The sequence below is a fragment of the Streptomyces hygroscopicus subsp. hygroscopicus genome (assembly GCF_001553455.1).
Lineage (GTDB): Bacteria > Actinomycetota > Actinomycetes > Streptomycetales > Streptomycetaceae > Streptomyces > Streptomyces hygroscopicus.
Map to the genome: position 1 here is coordinate 1 of NZ_BBOX01000435.1, position 17,135 is coordinate 17,135.

The 17,135-nt window shown below is 73.4% G+C and carries 22 protein-coding genes and 1 pseudogene; 11 read left to right on the forward strand and 12 right to left on the reverse strand.

The window, feature by feature from the left end; genetic code table 11:
• Positions 1 to 224: 224 nt before the first annotated feature.
• On the reverse strand, positions 225 to 440 hold the full coding sequence (locus AXW62_RS34780) for an I78 family peptidase inhibitor (protein ID WP_030833151.1): 216 nt from the start codon (positions 438 to 440) through the stop codon (positions 225 to 227).
• 385 nt (positions 441 to 825) lie between these two features.
• On the opposite strand from AXW62_RS34780, the gene gvpO reads away from it, so the two are divergent.
• The 9 genes and pseudogenes from gvpO to AXW62_RS44225 form a co-directional block, all read left to right on the forward strand.
• Entirely contained in the window at positions 826 to 1,128 is a 303-nt protein-coding gene (gene gvpO / locus AXW62_RS34785) for a gas vesicle protein GvpO (protein WP_030833149.1), read from the forward strand.
• 48 nt (positions 1,129 to 1,176) lie between these two features.
• A complete protein-coding gene (locus AXW62_RS34790) occupies positions 1,177 to 1,626 on the forward strand; it encodes a gas vesicle structural protein GvpA (protein ID WP_030833146.1) in 450 nt (149 codons plus the stop codon).
• The gene (locus tag AXW62_RS34795; RefSeq protein WP_060947955.1) at positions 1,623 to 2,342 is read left to right on the forward strand and encodes a GvpL/GvpF family gas vesicle protein; all 720 of its coding nucleotides are present in this window, start codon (positions 1,623 to 1,625) and stop codon (positions 2,340 to 2,342) included. Before AXW62_RS34790 ends, AXW62_RS34795 begins: the two co-directional genes overlap by 4 nt.
• A gap of 17 nt (positions 2,343 to 2,359) precedes the next feature.
• On the forward strand, positions 2,360 to 2,548 hold the full coding sequence (locus AXW62_RS34800; RefSeq protein ID WP_370595036.1) for a gas vesicle protein GvpG: 189 nt from the start codon (positions 2,360 to 2,362) through the stop codon (positions 2,546 to 2,548).
• Positions 2,527 to 2,886: a gas vesicle protein gene (locus AXW62_RS34805; RefSeq protein ID WP_244503329.1), complete on the forward strand. Its 360-nt coding sequence runs from the start codon at positions 2,527 to 2,529 to the stop codon at positions 2,884 to 2,886. The genes AXW62_RS34800 and AXW62_RS34805 overlap by 22 nt, the downstream gene beginning before the upstream one ends.
• The gene (locus AXW62_RS34810; RefSeq protein ID WP_060947957.1) at positions 2,883 to 3,719 is read left to right on the forward strand and encodes a GvpL/GvpF family gas vesicle protein; all 837 of its coding nucleotides are present in this window, start codon (positions 2,883 to 2,885) and stop codon (positions 3,717 to 3,719) included. The genes AXW62_RS34805 and AXW62_RS34810 overlap by 4 nt, the downstream gene beginning before the upstream one ends.
• Complete coding sequence (locus AXW62_RS34815) at positions 3,716 to 3,916, forward strand: gas vesicle protein (RefSeq protein WP_060947958.1); 201 nt, start codon at positions 3,716 to 3,718, stop codon at positions 3,914 to 3,916. Before AXW62_RS34810 ends, AXW62_RS34815 begins: the two co-directional genes overlap by 4 nt.
• The gene (locus tag AXW62_RS34820) at positions 3,913 to 4,191 is read left to right on the forward strand and encodes a gas vesicle protein K (protein ID WP_060947959.1); all 279 of its coding nucleotides are present in this window, start codon (positions 3,913 to 3,915) and stop codon (positions 4,189 to 4,191) included. The genes AXW62_RS34815 and AXW62_RS34820 overlap by 4 nt, the downstream gene beginning before the upstream one ends.
• An 8-nt stretch (positions 4,192 to 4,199) precedes the next feature.
• Positions 4,200 to 4,367: pseudogene (locus AXW62_RS44225) on the forward strand (cbb3-type cytochrome c oxidase subunit I); the annotation flags it as partial.
• A gap of 83 nt (positions 4,368 to 4,450) precedes the next feature.
• Here AXW62_RS44225 and AXW62_RS34825 read toward each other — a convergent pair.
• The 3 genes from AXW62_RS34825 to AXW62_RS34835 form a co-directional block, all read right to left on the reverse strand.
• The gene (locus tag AXW62_RS34825) at positions 4,451 to 5,410 is read right to left on the reverse strand and encodes a helix-turn-helix transcriptional regulator (RefSeq protein WP_060947960.1); all 960 of its coding nucleotides are present in this window, start codon (positions 5,408 to 5,410) and stop codon (positions 4,451 to 4,453) included.
• A 180-nt stretch (positions 5,411 to 5,590) separates the two neighbouring features.
• Positions 5,591 to 6,454, reverse strand: coding sequence for a hypothetical protein (locus AXW62_RS34830; RefSeq protein ID WP_060947961.1), 864 nt, complete (start codon positions 6,452 to 6,454; stop codon positions 5,591 to 5,593).
• Positions 6,455 to 6,495: 41 nt separating this feature from the next.
• Complete coding sequence (locus AXW62_RS34835; RefSeq protein ID WP_060947962.1) at positions 6,496 to 7,734, reverse strand: glycosyltransferase family 4 protein; 1,239 nt, start codon at positions 7,732 to 7,734, stop codon at positions 6,496 to 6,498.
• 271 nt (positions 7,735 to 8,005) lie between these two features.
• Here AXW62_RS34835 and AXW62_RS34840 point away from each other — a divergent pair, with 271 nt between their 5' ends.
• Both AXW62_RS34840 and AXW62_RS34845 read left to right on the forward strand, forming a co-directional pair.
• Complete coding sequence (locus tag AXW62_RS34840; protein WP_060947963.1) at positions 8,006 to 9,019, forward strand: DUF8842 C-terminal domain-containing protein; 1,014 nt, start codon at positions 8,006 to 8,008, stop codon at positions 9,017 to 9,019.
• Between the two features lie 155 nt (positions 9,020 to 9,174).
• On the forward strand, positions 9,175 to 9,474 hold the full coding sequence (locus AXW62_RS34845; RefSeq protein WP_037646695.1) for a hypothetical protein: 300 nt from the start codon (positions 9,175 to 9,177) through the stop codon (positions 9,472 to 9,474).
• A gap of 43 nt (positions 9,475 to 9,517) precedes the next feature.
• On the opposite strand, the gene der is transcribed toward AXW62_RS34845, so the two are convergent.
• The 8 genes from der to AXW62_RS34885 all read right to left on the reverse strand — a co-directional run bounded on the left by der (position 9,518) and on the right by AXW62_RS34885 (position 17,022).
• Positions 9,518 to 10,981: a ribosome biogenesis GTPase Der gene (der, locus tag AXW62_RS34850; RefSeq protein ID WP_030833110.1), complete on the reverse strand. Its 1,464-nt coding sequence runs from the start codon at positions 10,979 to 10,981 to the stop codon at positions 9,518 to 9,520.
• A 56-nt stretch (positions 10,982 to 11,037) separates the two neighbouring features.
• Positions 11,038 to 11,751: a lysophospholipid acyltransferase family protein gene (locus tag AXW62_RS34855; RefSeq protein ID WP_078962058.1), complete on the reverse strand. Its 714-nt coding sequence runs from the start codon at positions 11,749 to 11,751 to the stop codon at positions 11,038 to 11,040.
• On the reverse strand, positions 11,709 to 12,413 hold the full coding sequence (cmk, locus tag AXW62_RS34860; RefSeq protein WP_037646744.1) for a (d)CMP kinase: 705 nt from the start codon (positions 12,411 to 12,413) through the stop codon (positions 11,709 to 11,711). Before cmk ends, AXW62_RS34855 begins: the two co-directional genes overlap by 43 nt.
• A 156-nt stretch (positions 12,414 to 12,569) precedes the next feature.
• Positions 12,570 to 13,655, reverse strand: coding sequence for a prephenate dehydrogenase (locus AXW62_RS34865; protein ID WP_060947965.1), 1,086 nt, complete (start codon positions 13,653 to 13,655; stop codon positions 12,570 to 12,572).
• The gene (aroH, locus tag AXW62_RS34870; RefSeq protein ID WP_030833096.1) at positions 13,652 to 14,014 is read right to left on the reverse strand and encodes a chorismate mutase; all 363 of its coding nucleotides are present in this window, start codon (positions 14,012 to 14,014) and stop codon (positions 13,652 to 13,654) included. Before aroH ends, AXW62_RS34865 begins: the two co-directional genes overlap by 4 nt.
• Positions 14,015 to 14,249: 235 nt before the next feature.
• On the reverse strand, positions 14,250 to 15,323 hold the full coding sequence (locus tag AXW62_RS34875) for a pseudouridine synthase (RefSeq protein WP_060947966.1): 1,074 nt from the start codon (positions 15,321 to 15,323) through the stop codon (positions 14,250 to 14,252).
• On the reverse strand, positions 15,323 to 16,003 hold the full coding sequence (scpB, locus tag AXW62_RS34880; protein WP_060947967.1) for an SMC-Scp complex subunit ScpB: 681 nt from the start codon (positions 16,001 to 16,003) through the stop codon (positions 15,323 to 15,325). The genes AXW62_RS34875 and scpB overlap by 1 nt, the downstream gene beginning before the upstream one ends.
• Positions 16,000 to 17,022 (reverse strand): segregation and condensation protein A, encoded by a 1,023-nt coding sequence (locus tag AXW62_RS34885; protein WP_079115935.1) that lies wholly within the window; start codon positions 17,020 to 17,022, stop codon positions 16,000 to 16,002. The genes scpB and AXW62_RS34885 overlap by 4 nt, the downstream gene beginning before the upstream one ends.
• Positions 17,023 to 17,135 lie beyond the last annotated feature (113 nt).

A 17,135-nucleotide genomic window follows, 5' to 3' on the forward strand; every position in this document is an offset into this window, starting at 1 on the left:
GCACCGGGCCGCGGGGAGCGGTACGCACGCCCCTTCCCCGCACCGGTCACACGTCCACCACGGCCACCACGGCCACGGCCCCGGACGCTCCAGCGAGCGCGTCCGGGGCCGTGGCCGTGGTGCGCGCGGGGGCGTGGCGCCGCGCCGGGGCGCCCCGGCGCGTACGGGGACCGGGGAGCCGGAGGGAGCCGGAGGGGGCGCGAAGGGAGCCGAGGGGGGCCGGGTCAGCCGCGCCAGCAGCGCTTCACGGTGCCCTCGTCCACCTCGAAGTCGATCCGCCCCCGCAGATACTCCATCGTGATGATCGCGCCCGGCGGAAGCGTCCGTACGGTGGTCCAGCCGCGGGCGCGGGCCCGCTCCTCGGCGGTACGGGCATCGAGGCCCACATAGCTGTCGAGGTCGTCGTCGGGTTCGGCCGGAAGGTTCGGTACAGGTCCCATGACAGCCACCGTAGGCGGCTCCATAGGAGTGGCAAACCCAGAGTTGCCACCGGCGGACACCGCCTCATGCGTCTCACGTCCGCCATTCGTCACACTTGTGTTACAGAAAACACGCCCGGGTTTGCGGGCGACTTCCTCACTCTTCCGGGGCTTGTGTTGACGCCTCGAAGATGACGGTGAGTTTCCGTCGATATCCCGCGCCAAACGGCCCGCTCCGCTATGGGCGGCGGGGCGCCGGTGAGATCTGCCGAACAATTCGCACAGCGGCCGGAAAAGCAACGCCCGGACCCCTCCGGAGCGCACAATTCCACCACAAATCGCCGAGGCCGGACCCGTCGAGGTTTACGCCCACCCGGACGCGGTACCCGCCGCCACCGGAGCCCACATGACTGACACATCCGATGAGACGCACGAGAACACGGCGACCGGCGGCCCGACCCCGCTGGCACTCCTGCGCGCCGCCCGCGAGCAGCTCGTGGAGCTGACGGGCCTGTACCCCGAGTCCCTGCCCCGTCTGGAGCGGACCGACGACGGGTGGGTGCTGGAGGCCGAGGTGGTGGAGCTGGCCCGGGTACCGGAAACGATGAGCCTGATGGCGTTGTACGAGGTGACCCTCGACCCGGACGGCCTTCTCACCGGGTACCGCCGGCTGCGCCGCTACGAGCGCGGGCGCAGCGACCGCCGCTGACGGCGGGACGGCCGGACGCCCCACGGAAACGAGAGGAGCACACCTGACATGACCACTGTTGTCCCGGCACAGCAATCCAGAGGCGGAGGCGGCACCAGCGGCCTGTACGACGTCCTGGAACTCATCCTCGACCGAGGGCTGGTGATCGACGCGTTCGTCCGGGTCTCCCTCGTCGGCATCGAGATACTCAAGATCGACGTTCGGATCGTGGTGGCGAGCGTCGACACCTATCTCCGGTTCGCCGAGGCCTGCAACCGGCTCGACCTGGAGTCGGGCCCGAACAAGTCCCCCGGGCTGCCCGAGGTGGTCGAGGGCATCACCGAGAACGGCGCGCGCTCCAAGACCAAGGGCGCGCTGTCCGGTGCCGGTGAAACCGTCTCCAAGGCCGCCCAGTCCGTGGCCGACGCGATCAGGCCGGCGGAGGAGGACGAGGAGGAGCCGCGCCGTCGGCGTCCGGCCCGCAAGGCGGCGCCGAAGAAGTCCGAGGAGTCGGCATGAGTACGTATGTCTACGGCATCGCCCGCGGCGAGGTCACGGACCTGGGCGACCGGCTGCTGGGCATCGGCGATCCGCCGCTGCCGGTCCGGGCGCTGAACGAGGGCGATCTGGCCGCGATCGTCAGCGACTGTCCGCCGGAACTCAAGCCGCGCCGCCGCGATCTGCTGGCCCATCAGCATGTGCTGGCCGAGGTGAGCGACTCCCATCCGGTGCTGCCCATGCGGTTCGGCAGTGTCTCCTCCAGCGACGAGGACGTCCGCGGTGTGCTGGCCGAGCACGCCGACCGGTACCACGACCAGCTGAACCGGCTGACCGACCGGGTGGAGTACAACGTCAAGGCCGTGCACGACGAGAACGCGGTGCTCCATCACGTGCTCGCCGAGGAGCCGGAGCTGCGGGCGATGGCGGAGGCCAACCGCGCGGCGGGCGGCGGCACCTACGAGGAACGGGTGCGCTTCGGCGAACTGGTGGCGGGGGCGGTCCGGGCGCGCGAGGTGCGGGACGCCAAGCTGGTGGAGGAGGCGCTGGCCCCGGCGGCCGAGGAGGTGCGCCCCGGGCCGGAGAGCGGCGGCTGGTTCCTGAGCCTGTCCCTGCTGCTCGGCAAGGACGCCGCCGATCCGCTGCTGACGGCCGCCGCCGACCTGGAGAAGACCCACCCCTGGCTGAAGCTGCGGGTCAACGGCCCCCTGCCGCCGTACAGCTTCGTCGAGTCCTGATGCTGATGATCGGCTGGGTGCTGAGGCAGGTCGTCGCCGCCGCGGAGCGGGAGTACTACGACCCGGCCGCCATCCAGCGCGCCCTGGCCGAGCTGGAGAGCCGGCTCGACCAGGGCGCGATCGACGAGAAGGAGTTCGAGCGGCAGGAGGACGCGCTGCTCGACCGGTTGGAGGAGGCTCGCCAGTGGGCGAACGGGACGCTGTGACCACCCGGGGCGGTGCCGCCCCGACGGGCGGCGCGTACACCTCCCCGGCCTCGTCGTTCGGCTCCCCGGGGCCGTCCGGGCTGGCCGCCCGGGGCGAGGGCGGGGCCAACCTCGCCGACATCCTGGAGCGGGTGCTCGACAAGGGTGTGGTGATCGCGGGCGACATCCGCATCAATCTGCTCGACATCGAACTTCTCACGATCAAGCTGCGACTGATCGTGGCCTCGGTCGACAAGGCGAAGGAGATGGGCATCGACTGGTGGGAGCACGACCCGTCGCTCTCCTCACGCGCCCGGACCGAGGTGACCGGCGGAGGGAGCGAGGAGAACCCCGCATGACCGAAGGACTGCGGTACGCCTACGCCGTCGTACGCGACACCGGTGCCCCGGAAGCCGGCCCGGACGCCCTCGCCGCGCTGGAGGGGGTGCCCGGGGTGGCGGGCGAGCCGGTGCGCGCCGTGCGCCATCTGGGCCTGGCCGTGCTGGCGGGCGACGTACCGACCGAGGACTTCGACGAGGGCCCGCTGCGGGAGCGGCTGGAGGACATGGCGTGGCTGGAGAAGGTGGCCCGCGCCCATCAGCGGGTGGTCGACACCGCCGGCGCCGACTCCTGTGTCATACCGGTCCGGCTGGCCACCGTCTGCCGTGGTGAGGAGGGGCTGCGGCGGATGCTCGCGGACGGACGGGAGCGGTTCGCCTCGGCGCTGGACCGGCTGGAGGGCCGGGTCGAATGGGGCGTCAAGGTGTACGCCGCGCCGCCCCCGCCCGAGGAGCCGCCCGCCGGGCAGCCGCCCGCCGGGGGGCGGGGCGCCCCGACCGCCCTGTCCGGACGCGACTATCTGCGCCGCCGCAAGGCGCAGCGGCAGGCCGCCGAGCGGCGCTGGGGCCAGACGGAGGAGGGGGCGCGGCTGGTGCACGACACCCTGACCGGGCTGGCCGAGCGGCACCGGCTGCATCCGCCGCAGGATCCCAAGCTGTCGGGTGAGTCCGACCGCAATGTGCTCAACGCCGCGTATCTGGTGCGGCGGGAGGACAGCGCCGGCTTCGCCGAGCGGGTCGGCCGGCTGGCCGAGCGGGCCACCGGGCTGCGGGTGGAGCTGACCGGCCCGTGGGCGCCGTACTCCTTCACCGCCGACGACGACGGCGCCGGGAGCGCGGGGGCGGACGGATGACGACGGCACCGTCGGGCCCCCTGGCCCACCAGCAGATCGCCCTGGTGGACGTGTTGGACCGGCTGCTCGCCGGCGGAGTGGTGATCACCGGCGATCTGACCCTGCGGATCGCCGACGTCGATCTGGTCCGCATCGACCTGCGCGCGCTCATCAGCTCGGTGAACGCCGATGTGCCGTCCCCCTGGGAGGAACCGTGAGCCGGAAGCTGGAGCTGGACCAGGACACCGTCGAACGCGACCTGATGAAGCTGGTGCTGACCGTCGTCGAGCTGCTGCGCCAGCTGATGGAGCGGCAGGCGCTGCGCCGGGTGGACCAGGGCGATCTGACGGAGGACCAGGAGGAGCGGATCGGGCTGACGCTGATGCTGCTGGAGGACCGGATGGGCACCCTCTGCGAGCGCTACGGCATCGCGCCCTCGGATCTCAATCTGGACCTTGGCCCACTCGGCCCGCTGCTGCCCCCGAGGGAGTGACGCCGGGACAGCTCATGCCGCTGCGGATCGGCGCCCCGGACGTGGCCTTCCCGCGCCTCAACGCGCTCTCGTACTGGCTGTACCTGTTCGGCGGGCTGATGGTGGTGGCCAGTCTGCTGGTGCCGGGGGGCGGCGCGGACTTCGGCGGGACCGGCTACGTCCCGCTCAATCGGCTCGGTGTCCCTGGAGGCGCCGATGCTGTGGGCGGTGGCCGGCCGGGAGCTGAGGAAGGACCAGCGGCTGGGGCCGCGGGGCGCGATCAGCCCAGGGCTCGGTCCAGGCGGTCCCTGAGCGCCCGGATGTGGTCGTTCAGCGCGTCCGGCTCGCGCACCTCGAAGTCGAAACCGCTCAAGCCGATGTGGAGCGCCAGCAGATCGAGGCTGTGGGCGCCGGTGTGCAGCAGACAGCTGTGCTCGTCGACGGCCTCCACCACCCCCACCGTGGGCGGGAACCGCTCGGCCGCCCGCTCGGCGGGCACCCGCAGCAGCACGGTGGCCCGTCGGCTGTACACGGAGCTGGTGATGCCCCGGGCCACATAGGCGGCGAGGTCGTCGGCGGGCGGGCGGCGCGGGGTGAAGCGGGGGCCGTGCGGCGGGGTCGGGGTGATGCGGTCGGCCCGGTACGTGCGCCAGTCGTCGCGGTCGACGTCCCAGGCGACCAGGTACCAGCGGCGCTGCGCGGCGACCAGCCGGTACGGTTCGGCGGTGCGCCGGGTGACCGTACCGCCGTGATCGCGGTACTCGAAGCGCAGCCGCCGGCAGTCCCGGCAGGCGGTGGCCAGTTCGGTCAGCACCCCGGGATCCGCCCCGGGGCCGGGGGACCAGCCGGACAGCGGCACGGTGAAGGCGGTCAGCGCGCCCACCCGGCGGCGCAGCCGGTCGGGCAGCACCTGCTCCAGCTTGGCCAGGGCCCGTACCGAGGTCTCCTCGATGCCCTCGACCCCGCCCCCGGCCGCCTGGCGCAGCCGCACCGCGACCGCCACCGCCTCCTCGTCGTCGAGCAGCAACGGCGGCAGCTGGGCGCCCGCGCCCAGCTGGTAGCCGCCGCCGGTGCCCGGGGCGGAGCGCACCGGGTAGCCGAGTTCGCGCAGCCGGTCGACGTCGCGGCGGACGGTGCGCGGGGTGACCCCGAGCCGGTCGGCGAGATCCGCGCCGGACCATTCGCGGTGGGCCTGCAACAGGGAGAGCAGGCGGAGCAGGCGGGCCGAGGTCTCCAGCATGCGGCCGAGTCTGCCAGCCCTTGAGGACCGTTACGGTCCTCAAGGGGCCCGGGCGGTCGGCGGCCCTCAAGGGCCGGAGCGGTCGGCGGTCCTCAAGGGCCGGAGCGGTCGGCGGCCCTCAAGGGCCGAGGCAGTCCTCAGGGGCCGGGCCGGTCGGCGGTCCTCGACCGGCCGGGCGGATCAGGCCGGTGGACCGATCCGCACCGCCAGATCGTTTCCGCGGGTGTAGTACGGCTGCGCCTGCACCTCCCCGTGCGGTCCCGCGACCGTCCGCGGCGGATAGGTGAAGATCTCCTTCTTGTCCGCCACGTCGTCCAGGATGCGGGCGAGCCGCGCCGGGGCCATGGCCTCGTCCGCCGGGCGCAGCCACAGGTCCCAGACGTCCGCGCGGTCGCCGTCCCAGCTCCGGGCCAGCTCGGGGTAGGAGAGCGTGAAGGAGAAGTCCGGGCCGTCCACCTCCAGCGGGGCCGTCCGCACCGGAACGGCGCCCCGGCGGCAGCGGGCCTCGACGACCGCCCCGGCCAGCCAGTCGGCCGGAGACTCGACGCGGTACAGCCGCCCCCGTACGGCCATCGTGTCGTCCTCCAGCCGTATATCCCCGGCCTCGGCGTGCGGCGCCCGCCGCCAGCTGCGCAGCGAGAGATTGCCGTGCTTGGTGGCGTACGGGATGCGGACCGACAGCGGGGAGGTGCTCGGCCCCGGCCGGCGGTCGACGAGCGAGCGCAGATCGTTCAGGCCCGGGGCGAGCCGCTGCGGCTCCTCCTCCCCGTACGCCACGTGGATGTCCCAGCGGCCCTCGGGCAGCGCGACGGTGCTGGGCAGGGCCGCCTGCAGCCGGCCGTCCGCGGTGGGGCCCAGCGGCAGCCGCACCTCCCCGTCGGGGCTGTCCGCCGCGCCCCGGCGGACCAGCACCAGCGCCCCGCTCCAGTCGTCGTAGCTGCCCGGGGCGGGACGGGTCCAGCCGGCGATGTGGAAGGTGAGTCCACCGGCGGAGTCCGCCACGCAGTCGGCGCGGGCGGGGGCGGCCTCGGCGGCCTCGGTCATCCTGTCCTCCTCGGCATGCTGAGCTGCCTGCGCTGTTGTGCTCATGCGACACGCACCTTCCGCAGCGAGTCCTTGGTCATGAACGCGCCGCTGAGCAGGGAGCCGCGGGCGCGGTGCAGGGAGCCCCGCAGGCCGCTGCGGGCGATCAGACCGGAGAACAGCGTCTCGTAACGCCCGGCCACCCGGGAGGGGTCGAAGCGGGCCGAGTCCTTCAGCGCCGCCTGTCCCATCCGCTGCCGCAGCTCGTCGTCGTTGACGAGGTCGAGCAGCGCGGCGGCGATGGCGTCGACGTCGCCGGTGGGCACCAGGCGGCCGTCCACCCCGTTGTCGATGATCTCCGCGGGCCCGTGCGGGCAGTCGGTGGCCACCACGGGCAGGCCGCAGCGCATCGCCTCCACGATGGTCATGCCGAACGACTCCATGCTGGAGGTGACGGCGGCGATGGAGCCCTTGGCCCACTCGGGGTCGAGCGGATTGGCCGGGCCCATCAGGAAGACGTGGTTGTAGAGGCCGAGCTCGTCGATGAGGGCGCGCAGCTTGGCGTGCTGGGCGCCACCGCCGTAGATCCGCAGCCGCCAGTCGGGGCGGGCCGCGCTGACCTTCTCAAAGGCGCGTATCAGCAGGTCGTAGCGTTTGACCGGGGCCAGCCGGCCGGCCGCGATCACCCATTTGCCGGTGCCGTCGGCGGGCTCCAGACCGGGCTCGGGCACGCTGTTGGGGACCGCTTCGATCCGCACCCCGGGCAGCCGCATCTGGCTGCGGTAGGTCTTCGCGTCGGCCTCGGTCACGGTGGTCACCGCGTCCAGCCGGGGGTAGACCGCGCGCAGCGCCCGCTTCAGCCCCTTGGAGTGGGTGCTGAGCGTCAGATGCTCCTGGCCGACCCGTACCGGGCCGCGACGGGCCTCGCGGGCGATGTGGACATTGAGCCCGGGACGGGTTCCGACAACGATATCGGCGTCCACCCGGCGGAGATGGTCCGCGATACGGCGGTCGGTGAGGGCGCTGTACTGCTTGTAGCGGCCCTCCGCCACGGGAAAGACCTTCGCCGGCCGGCTGTGGTCCGGGTCGGCGCCGTCGTAGGACGGGCTGTTCTTCCGGATGTCCACGAGATGGCTGAGCCGCACGTGCGGACCGGGGTCGAAGACCGGCTGGTCGCGGTGGCGGAAGACGGACACGATCTCCACATCGTGCTGCTCCCCCAGGGTGCGGGCGAGGTTGTATGTGGTCCGGATCGTCCCGCCGATCCCGTACGCGTTGTGAATCAGGAAAGAGATGTGCATCCGACCCCGTATCCCACTGCTTCCCCGCGGACGGGTGTGTCGTCCGCCTATCACAGTGTCAGACCGCTAAAAGCGGCATGAGGTTGGGTCTCCTCACCTTCTTGTGCTCCAACAGATGTGAAATCGGTAGCGGCTTGAGGGAACCATCCGGCCCCCAGGCGCATCGCTCCCCGGAGCCGCCGGGGGCGCGTGACCCCCGCCCCGCATGGCCCGTTGTCTACGTATGAGCCGGGAACCGCCCGGCTCGCCCACCGAGACCGAGGAGCCACCCGTGCCGCGCATGCTCGACGTCAGCGATGACGTACGCGCCGAGATCGGCGACGAAGAAGCCGACCGGCTGCTCGCCGGGGACAACGCCCCGGGCGCCTACGACTGCACGTCCTGCCGCACCCCCGGCAACACCGAGCAGGAGCGGACCAGCACCGTGCTGTTCGTGGGGCAGGAGACGGCCGTGCTGGCCTTCGCGCACGCCACCTGCGTTCCCTCCCAGGTCGTCCCGGTCTCCGAAGAGCAGTTGCGCGGCGCGGTGCGGTCCATCACGGGAGAGGACGCCGCGCCACCGGCCGCCGAGGCGCCGCACGCACCGCCCGCGCACACCGCGCACACCGTGCCGCCGGTACAGCCCGTGCAGCCCGTGTCGCCCGCGCACTCCGCGCAATCGCAGTCCGTGCAGTCCGTGCAGTCCGTGCAGCACGCTCCGGCGGCGCACTCCGTGCCGCGGGCTTCCGCGCCGCGCGTTCCCGCCCCGGCCGCTCCGGCCGGCCCGGCCACCTCGCCCGTCGGCGGCCCGGCCGACCACGCGCCGGTGGTCCAGCAGGCGGTGCTCGGCGTCACCAGCGGGGTGGTGCTGGTCGGCCAGGAGGCGTGCCCGGCGCTGGTGGTGGAGCCGACCGCGCCGATCATCCGCCCCGGTGCGGCCGGGCACGGCGACGACTTCCTCCAGCTCCTCGGCGAACAGGGGTTCGCCCCGGTGGTCGATCTGAGCCGGCCGCCCGCGCCCAACCCCGGCTGGTCGGTGCTGCTGGCCATGGGGCGGCTGCACGCGGTGCTGATGCCGGGGCCGCACAGCGGCGGCCCGGTGGCCTGGTGGCAGGCGCACAGCCCGATGCCGCTCAGCGAGGGCTGGCGGAGCGCCGTCGGCCGATCGAGGAAGGTCCTGGTCTACGCCGCGGCGGCGGGCACGATCGGCACCCAGCCGCGCGAGGACCAGCTGCGCGCGGCGCTGGACCGGGCCGCGGCGCGCGGGGCGCTGGTCGGCGCGTCGATGCCGCTCGCGGGCACATGACCGCCATGGGCGCCGCCGGCCCGGACCTCCCCGACCCATGGTGGGCAGCCCATTCGCCACCGATGCCGCATCCGACGGGCGGCCGGGTCGTTGGCACATACGTGCACGCATACGACCTCTCCTACCGTTCCCCCTCATACGGCTGCATTCCGGCCATGCGCCCCGCGCTCGAGGCGGCGCCCGACCCCTGGCACCACTCCGCCACGCCGATCTACGACGCGTTGTACGCGGAGTACCGCCGGCTGTTCCGGGCGCTGCCCGGCGACCGTTCTGACGAGGAGAACATGGAGTTCGTCGCGTTCGCCGCCATCGGCCAGCCCCGGGGCCTCATCGGCGGCGGCCACGGCCGCCCGGACGGCCACGGCGGGGCGTGGCACCCCGACGAGCTGTACCACCGCGGCTATGTCCCCGCCCTGCCGCCCGGCCGGGGTGAGGAGCGGGGGCCCACCTACTGACGGCCCGGCCGGGCCGAGGGCGGCGGGAGCCCCCGCGCGGCCGCTACTTCCTGCGGCCGCGCTTCTCGCGCACCCGCACCGAGATCTGCAGCGGCGTCCCCTCGAAGCCGAACTCCTCGCGCAGCCGCCGCTCGATGAAGCGGCGGTAGCCCGCCTCCAGGAAGCCCGAGGCGAAGAGCACGAACCGCGGCGGCCGGGTCCCGGCCTGCGTCCCGAAGAGGATCCGCGGCTGCTTGCCGCCGCGGATCGGATGCGGATGGGAGGCGACGATCTCACCGAGGAAGGAGTTGAGCCGCCCGGTGGGGACCCGGGTCTCCCAGCCGGCCAGCGCCGTCTCGATCGCCGGGACCAGCTTCTCCATGTGGCGGCCGGTGCGTGCCGAGACGTTCACCCGCGGCGCCCACTGGATCTGCCCCAGCTCCGTCTCGATCTCCCGCTCGAGGTAGTAGCGGCGCTCCTCGTCGAGGGTGTCCCACTTGTTGTACGCGATGACCAGCGCGCGCCCGGCCTCGACGGCCATCGAGACGATCCGCTGGTCCTGGACGCTGATGGACTCGCTGGCGTCGATCAGCACGACCGCGACCTCCGCCTTCTCCACCGCGGCGGCGGTGCGCAGCGAGGCGTAGTAGTCCGCGCCCTCCTGGAGGTGGACCCGGCGGCGGATACCGGCGGTGTCGACGAACTTCCAGGTGATGCCGCCGAGCTCGATCATCTCGTCGACCGGGTCGCGGGTGGTGCCCGCCATCTCGTTGACGACCACCCGCTCCTCGCCCGCGACCTTGTTCAGCAGTGAGGACTTGCCGACGTTCGGGCGCCCGATCAGGGCGATCCGGCGCGGTCCGCCCACCGTCGCCCCGAAGGTCTGGGCCGGGGCCTCGGGCAGCGCCTCCAGCACCGCGTCGAGCATGTCGCCGGTGCCGCGGCCGTGCAGCGCGGAGACCGGGTACGGCTCGCCGAGGCCGAGCGACCACAGCATCGCGGCGTCCGCCTCACCGCTGGGCCCGTCGACCTTGTTGGCGCACAGCACCACCGGCTTTCCGGCCCGGCGCAGCAGCTTGACCACGGCCTCGTCGGTGTCGGTGGCGCCCACCGTCGCGTCCACGACGAACACCACCGCGTCGGCGGCCTCGATCGCGAACTCGGCCTGGGCCGCCACGGACGCGTCGATGCCGAGCACGTCCTGCTCCCAGCCGCCGGTGTCGACCACCTTGAAGCGGCGGCCGGACCACTCGGCCTCGTAGGTCACCCGGTCCCGGGTGACCCCGGGGCGGTCCTCCACGACCGCCTCACGGCGGCCGAGGATCCGGTTCACCAGGGTGGACTTGCCGACGTTGGGGCGGCCGACGACGGCCAGCACCGGCAGCGGGCCGTGCCCCGCCGCGGCCAGGTCGCCCTCGACGTCCTCCAGGTCGAAGCCCTCTTGCGCGGCGAGCTCCATGAACTCCGCGTACTCGGCGTCGCCAAGCTCCCCGTGCTCGTCGCCGCCGCTGTGGATCTGGTCGTTCATGAAGATTTCCTCGTCGTCCCTCAGTGCCGCGGGCCGCCGCTATGGGCTCGCGGGTCTCATGTCTGGTCTGGGCGGCCGGTCAGCCGCCTGGCGCCGTCCAGATGCGCGCCCAGCCGCTTCTGGATGCGCTCGGTGGCCTGGTCCAGGGCCGCCCGCGTCCGCCTGCCGGTTCCGTCCCCCGCCTCGAAGGGGTCCCCGAACACCACGTCGATCCTGCTGCGCAGCCGGGGCAGCGCCCTGGTCCGGCCGCCGCCGCGCGGCTCGGCGGTGCCGAGCACCGCGACCGGCACGATCGGCGCCCCGGAGCGCACGGCGAAGTACGCGAGCCCCGAGCGCAGCGAGGCGAAGTCGCCGTCGCCGCGGGTGCCCTCCGGGAAGATGCCCAGCACCCCGCCGCGCTCCAGCACCCCCAGGGCCTGCCCGATCGCGGTGCGGTCGGCGGTCGTACGGTCCACCTTCAGCTGGCCGATCCCGCGCAGGAACGGATCCAGCGGGCCGGTGAACGCCTCCTTCTTGACCAGGAAGTGCACCGGCCGCGGCGAGGTGCCGATCAGCATCGGGCCGTCGATGTTGTGCGAGTGGTTCCCCGCCAGGATGACGGGCCCGGCGGACGGGACCCGCCAGGCGCCCAGCACCCGGGGCCGCCACAGTCCGTACATCAGGCCGATGCCGATCCGCCGCGCCGCGACGGCCCCGGCCGCGCTGGGAAGTGCCGTGTCGGAGGCGCTCACGCGGCGGTCCGCTTCTCCTCGACGAGGGTGACGACGCACTCGATGACCTGGTCGAGGGTCAGGTCGGAGGTGTCCACCTCGACCGCGTCGTCCGCCTTGGCCAGCGGCGAGGTCTTACGGCCGGAGTCCAGGGCGTCCCGCTTGGCCAGCGCGGCCTGGGTGGCGGCCAGGTCGGTGGCCTCCTTGCCCTTCAGCTCACCGCTGCGGCGGGCCGCCCGGACCTCCGGGGAGGCGGTCAGGAAGACCTTGAGGTCGGCGTCCGGGAGGACCGTGGTGCCGATGTCCCGGCCCTCGACCACGATGCCGCGCGGCGCCTCGGCGGCGATGGTCCGCTGCAGCTCGGTGATCACGGCCCGCACCTCGGGCACCGCGCTGACCGCGCTGACCTGCGAGGTGACCTCCTGGCTGCGGATCGGCCCGGAGACGTCGGTGCCGTCGACGGTGATCGTCGGGGCGGCCGGGTCGGTGCCGGAGACGATGGTGGGCTTGGCGGCGGCGTCGGCTACGGCGACGGCGTCGTTGACGTCGATGCCGTTGGTCACCATCCACCAGGTGAGCGCCCGGTACTGGGCGCCGGTGTCCAGGTAGCCCAGGCCCAGCTTGGCGGCGACGGCCTTCGAGGTGCTGGACTTGCCCGTGCCTGCGGGGCCGTCGATCGCGACAATCACTGCTGCCGGGGCGGTCCGGGCGGCGGTTTCCACGGTGTCGGACACCTTTCCTGTGCACGGGGCTGAACTGAACGGGCCATGTGAGCCTCGGACAAGGTTACTGGCTTGGCCGGGGCGGGTTCGCACCCCTGGGGACGGCCTCGGGGCCGGGGGCGGGTGCCCGGCCCCGGTACGGCGCTCCGCCGCCCGCTACTGCCGGATGGACCAGCCCCGCTCCCGCAGGGCCTGGGTGAGCCCCGGGGCCGCCGAGGGCTCGACCATCAGCTGGATCAGACCGGCCTGCTGCCCGGTGGCGTGCTCGATCCGGACGTCCTCGATATTGACGCCCGCCCGGCCCGCGTCGGCGAAGATCCGGGCCAGCTCGCCCGGCTGGTCGCCGATGAGCACCGTCACCGTCTCATAGACGGCGGAGGCGGCGCCGTGCTTGCCCGGCACCCGCTCCCGCCCGGCGTTGCCCCGGCGCAGCACGTCCTCGATACCGGCCGCGCCGTCGCCGCGCTTGGCCTCGTCGGCGGACTGCAGCGCCCGCAGCGCTCGCACCGTCTCCTCCAGGTCGGTGGCGACGGCGGCGAGCACATCGGCGACCGGGCCGGGGTTGGCGGAGAGGATGTCGATCCACATGGCGGGGTCGGAGGCCGCGATCCGGGTGACGTCGCGGATGCCCTGGCCGCACAGCCGCACCGCCGTCTCGTCGGCGTCCTTCAGCCGCGCGGCGACCATGCTGGACAGCAGGTGCGGGGTGTGCGAGACCAGCGCCACCGCCCGGTCGTGGGCCTCGTCCTCCATCACCACGGGCACGGCCCGGCACAGCGCGACCAGCTCGAGCGCGAGGTTGAGCACCTCGGTGTCGGTGCCGGCGGTGGGCGTGAGCACCCAGGGCCGCCCCTCGAAGAGGTCGGCGGTGGCGGCCAGCGGCCCGGAGCGCTCCCGGCCCGCCATCGGATGCGTACCGATGTAGCGGGTCAGGTCGCAGCCGAGGGCCTCCAGCTCGCGGCGCGGGCCGCCCTTGACGCTCGCGACGTCCAGGACGCCGCGGGCGAGGCCGCGGCGCATCACGTCGGCCACCGTCGCGGCCACGTACGCCGGCGGCACGGCGACGATCGCCAGGTCCACCGGCCCGTCGGGCTCGCCCTGCGTCCCGGCGCCGAGGGCCTCGGCGGTGCGCGCCTGGTCCGCGTCGTGGTCGGCGAGGTGCACATGGACCCCGCGGCCGGCCAGGGCCAGCGCGGCGGAGGTGCCGATCAGGCCGGTGCCGATGACGAGGGCGGTTCTCATTGGGCGATGTCCTTGCGGAGGGAGGCGGCGGCGCCGAGGTAGACATGGGCGACGTCGGACTTGGCCAGGGGGGTCTCGATATGCGCCAGGATGCGGACCACCCGGGGCATGGCCCCCTCGATGTCCAGCTCCTGGGCGCAGATCAGCGGTACGTCGGTGATGCCCAGCTTGCGGGCGGCGGCCGCGGGGAAGTCGCTGTGCAGATCCGGGGTGGCCGTGAACCACACGCTGATCAGGTCGTCGGGGTCCAGGTCGTTGCGCTCCAGGATCGCGGTCAGCAGCGCGGAGACCCGCTCGTGCAGGTGCTCCGGCTCGTCCCGCTCCAGCTGGACGGCCCCGCGGACCGCTCGTACCGCCACGTCTCGCTCCCTGCTGCGCGCTGTGCCTGTCGTCGTCGGGCGCGCGCCGCGTGCGTCACCGGCCGCGCTCCCGATCAGCCTAACGAGGGGGTCCGACAGGCTCCCGGGGCGACCGCTGGGCGAGACGCGGCGGAACCGGCGGGGCGCCGGCGGCCGGGGCCGCCGGCGCCCCGAGGGGCCCGTGAGGTGCCCACAGCCTCAGAGCACGACCTCAGAGCGACCTCAGCACACGACCTCAGAGGTCGACCTCGCGCATCAGCATGCCGACCTCGGTGTTGGTCAGCCGCCGCAGCCAGCCCGACTTCTGGTCGCCGAGCGCGATCGGGCCGAAGGCGGTCCGCACCAGCTTGTCGACCGGGAAACCGGCCTCGGCGAGCATCCGCCGCACGATGTGCTTGCGGCCCTCGTGCAGGCTGACCTCGACCAGGTAGTTCTTGCCGGTGTTCTGCACCACCCGGAAGTGGTCGGCGCGGGCGTAGCCGTCCTCCAGCTGGATGCCGTTCTTCAGCCGCTTGCCGAGGTCGCGCGGCAGCGGTCCCTGGATCGCGGCGAGATAGGTCTTGGTGACGCCGTAGCGGGGGTGGGTGAGGCGGTGGGCCAGCTCGCCGTGGTTGGTGAGCAGGATGATGCCCTCGGTCTCGGTGTCGAGCCGTCCGACGTGGAAGAGCCGGGTCTCGCGGTTGGTCACGTAGTCGCCCAGGCACTGGCGGCCGTCGGGGTCCTCCATGGTGGAGACGACGCCGGCGGGCTTGTTCAGCGCGAAGAAGAGGTACGACTGGGTGGCCACGGTCAGCCCGTCGACCTTGATCTCGTCCTTCTCGGGGTCGACGCGCATCCCCTGCTCGGTCACGATCTTGCCGTTGACCTCCACCCGGGCCTGGTCGATCAGCTCCTCACAGGCACGGCGCGACCCCATACCGGCGCGGGCGAGGACCTTCTGGAGCCGCTCGCCCTCCGGCTCGCCGAAGGTCTTGGGCAGCTTGACCCGCGGCTTGTCGTGGCGGGCGCGGTTGCGCTCCTCTATCTGCGCCTCGTACTCGCGCGGCCGGGCCGGGACCGGCTTGCGGCCACGGCCGCCGCCCGCTTTGGGACCGCCCGCCTTGGGACCGCCACCCCTGGCACCGCCCTTGGGCCCGCCCTTGGCCCCCGCCTGGGGGCCCTGCTGGGGGCCGCCGCCCACGTCGTAGCGGCGCTCCTCGGGGCGGGGGCGGCCGGCGCGCTGCTGCTTCTCGTCACGCCGGTTCCCCGCGCCCCGGTAGTTCTTGCCGCCGCTACCGCTGCCCCTGCTGTTCCTGCCGCTGCTTCGCATCAAGTTTCCGTCTGAGAGTGGCCGCTGCCGGCTCGGTGTTCAACGCCGTCGTATGGTGCATCGCCGTCGATGGCGTCCGGATCGAACGACGGCACGCCCTCCTGGGACTCGCCCTCCACCGCGTCCGCCTCGGGGAGGAACGGCGCGAGCTCCGGGAGCTCCTCCAGCCCCCGCAGGCCCATCCGCTCCAGGAAGTAGTTCGTCGTCCTGTACAGGATCGCACCTGTTTCGGGTTCCGTGCCCGCCTCCTCGACCAGACCCCGCTGCAGGAGGGTCCGCATCACGCCATCGCAGTTGACGCCGCGGACGGCCGAGACCCGGGAACGGCTGACCGGCTGACGGTACGCGACCACCGCGAGGGTTTCCAAAGCGGCCTGGGTGAGCCGGGCCTGCTGACCGTCCAGGACGAACCCCTCGACGGCGGCGGCGTAGGCGGGGCGCGTGTAGTAGCGCCAGCCGCCCGCGACCAGCCGCAGCTCGAAGCCCCGGCCCTGCGCCGCGTACTCGTCGGCCAGCTCGCGCAGCGCGTCCGCGACGGCGCGGCGCGGCCGCTCCAGCACCTTGGCGAGGTGTTCCTCGGTGGCCGGCTCGTCGACGACCATGAGGACGGCCTCCAGGGCGGGCTTGAGGTCCAGGTCGGCGACCTCGGAGAGTCCGGCGGGTGTCCGCTGCTCGCTCAACTCGGTACCTCCTCCTTCTGCTTCTCGGGCGTGGCCGTCTCCTCCCCGGGCCCGGCCGCCTCCTTGCGGGGCCCGGCCATCCCCTCACGGCCCCCGGCCGTCCGGGGCCGGGCCCCGGCCTCCTGGTCGAACTCGTCGGTGACCAGCGGCTGCCGCCCCGCCTCGCCCGTCCAGCGGACCATGAGCGGCCCGAGCGCCTCCGGCTGGTCGAGGAGGACCGCACGCTCCCGGTACAGCTCCAGGAGGGCCAGGAAGCGCGCGACGACCGTAAGGACGTCGGGAGCGTCCTCGGTGAGCGTGCCGAAGGTGGCCTCCCCCAGCTCCCGCAGCCGCGCGACCACCACCTCGGCCTGCTCCCGGACGCTGACCAGCGGGGTGTGGATGTGGTCGACGTAGACCCGCGGCTTGGGCTTGGGCTGCATCGCCTTGACGGCCAGCTTGGCGAAGCCCTCGGGGCCGATGCTGATGACGACGTCGGGGAGCAGTTCGGCGTGGTGCGGCTCCAGGCCGACGGTACGGGGGTGGCGGGCGGCCTCGGCGGTCAGCCGGTCGCTGAAGATGTCCGCGATCTGCTTGTAGGCGCGGTACTGGAGCAGCCGGGCGAAGAGCAGGTCGCGCGCTTCGAGCAGGGCGAGGTCCGCCTCGTCTTCGACCTCGGCGGCAGGCAGCAGCCGGGCCGCCTTGAGGTCCAGCAGGGTCGCGGCGACGACGAGGAACTCGGTGGTCTGGTCGAGGTCCCAGTCCGGTCCCATGGCGCGGATGTGGGCCATGAACTCGTCGGTGACCTTGGAGAGGGCGACCTCGGTGACGTCGAGCTTGTGCTTGGAGATCAGCTGGAGGAGGAGGTCGAAGGGTCCCTCGAAGTTGTCCAGCCGCACGGTGAACCGGTTGCCGCCGTCGTCGCCCTTGACGTCGTCCTGGTCGCCCCCCTGGGTCCCCTGTGCCCCCTCGCTCCCTTCGGCCCTGTCGGGGCCGGTCCCGGCCGCCTCCCCGCCGTGCCCGCCCGCCGAGGGCGTCACATCGGCGTCGGCCCGTGCGTGCACCGGCTCCGGCTCGCCCTCCGCAGCGCCGTCACCACGGCCCACGGCCGCCGCGTCGGCGGAGGCCCCCTCCAGCGCGCCTTCCGCACCGC

Excerpts from the sequence above, each read along its gene's own strand:
- AXW62_RS34875 (WP_060947966.1), bottom strand. The coding sequence starts at position 15,323 with ATGCGAAGCAGCGGCAGGAACAGCAGGGGCAGCGGTAGCGGCGGCAAG.
- AXW62_RS34845 (WP_037646695.1), top strand. The coding sequence starts at position 9,175 with ATGCGCCCCGCGCTCGAGGCGGCGCCCGACCCCTGGCACCACTCCGCC.
- AXW62_RS34810 (WP_060947957.1), top strand. The coding sequence starts at position 2,883 with ATGACCGAAGGACTGCGGTACGCCTACGCCGTCGTACGCGACACCGGT.
- AXW62_RS34830 (WP_060947961.1), bottom strand. The coding sequence starts at position 6,454 with ATGACCGAGGCCGCCGAGGCCGCCCCCGCCCGCGCCGACTGCGTGGCG.
- gvpO (WP_030833149.1), top strand. The coding sequence starts at position 826 with ATGACTGACACATCCGATGAGACGCACGAGAACACGGCGACCGGCGGC.
- der (WP_030833110.1), bottom strand. The coding sequence starts at position 10,981 with ATGAACGACCAGATCCACAGCGGCGGCGACGAGCACGGGGAGCTTGGC.
- AXW62_RS34825 (WP_060947960.1), bottom strand. The coding sequence starts at position 5,410 with ATGCTGGAGACCTCGGCCCGCCTGCTCCGCCTGCTCTCCCTGTTGCAG.
- AXW62_RS34790 (WP_030833146.1), top strand. The coding sequence starts at position 1,177 with ATGACCACTGTTGTCCCGGCACAGCAATCCAGAGGCGGAGGCGGCACC.
- AXW62_RS34795 (WP_060947955.1), top strand. The coding sequence starts at position 1,623 with ATGAGTACGTATGTCTACGGCATCGCCCGCGGCGAGGTCACGGACCTG.
- AXW62_RS34865 (WP_060947965.1), bottom strand. The coding sequence starts at position 13,655 with ATGAGAACCGCCCTCGTCATCGGCACCGGCCTGATCGGCACCTCCGCC.
- AXW62_RS34780 (WP_030833151.1), bottom strand. The coding sequence starts at position 440 with ATGGGACCTGTACCGAACCTTCCGGCCGAACCCGACGACGACCTCGAC.
- AXW62_RS34815 (WP_060947958.1), top strand. The coding sequence starts at position 3,716 with ATGACGACGGCACCGTCGGGCCCCCTGGCCCACCAGCAGATCGCCCTG.
- AXW62_RS34835 (WP_060947962.1), bottom strand. The coding sequence starts at position 7,734 with ATGCACATCTCTTTCCTGATTCACAACGCGTACGGGATCGGCGGGACG.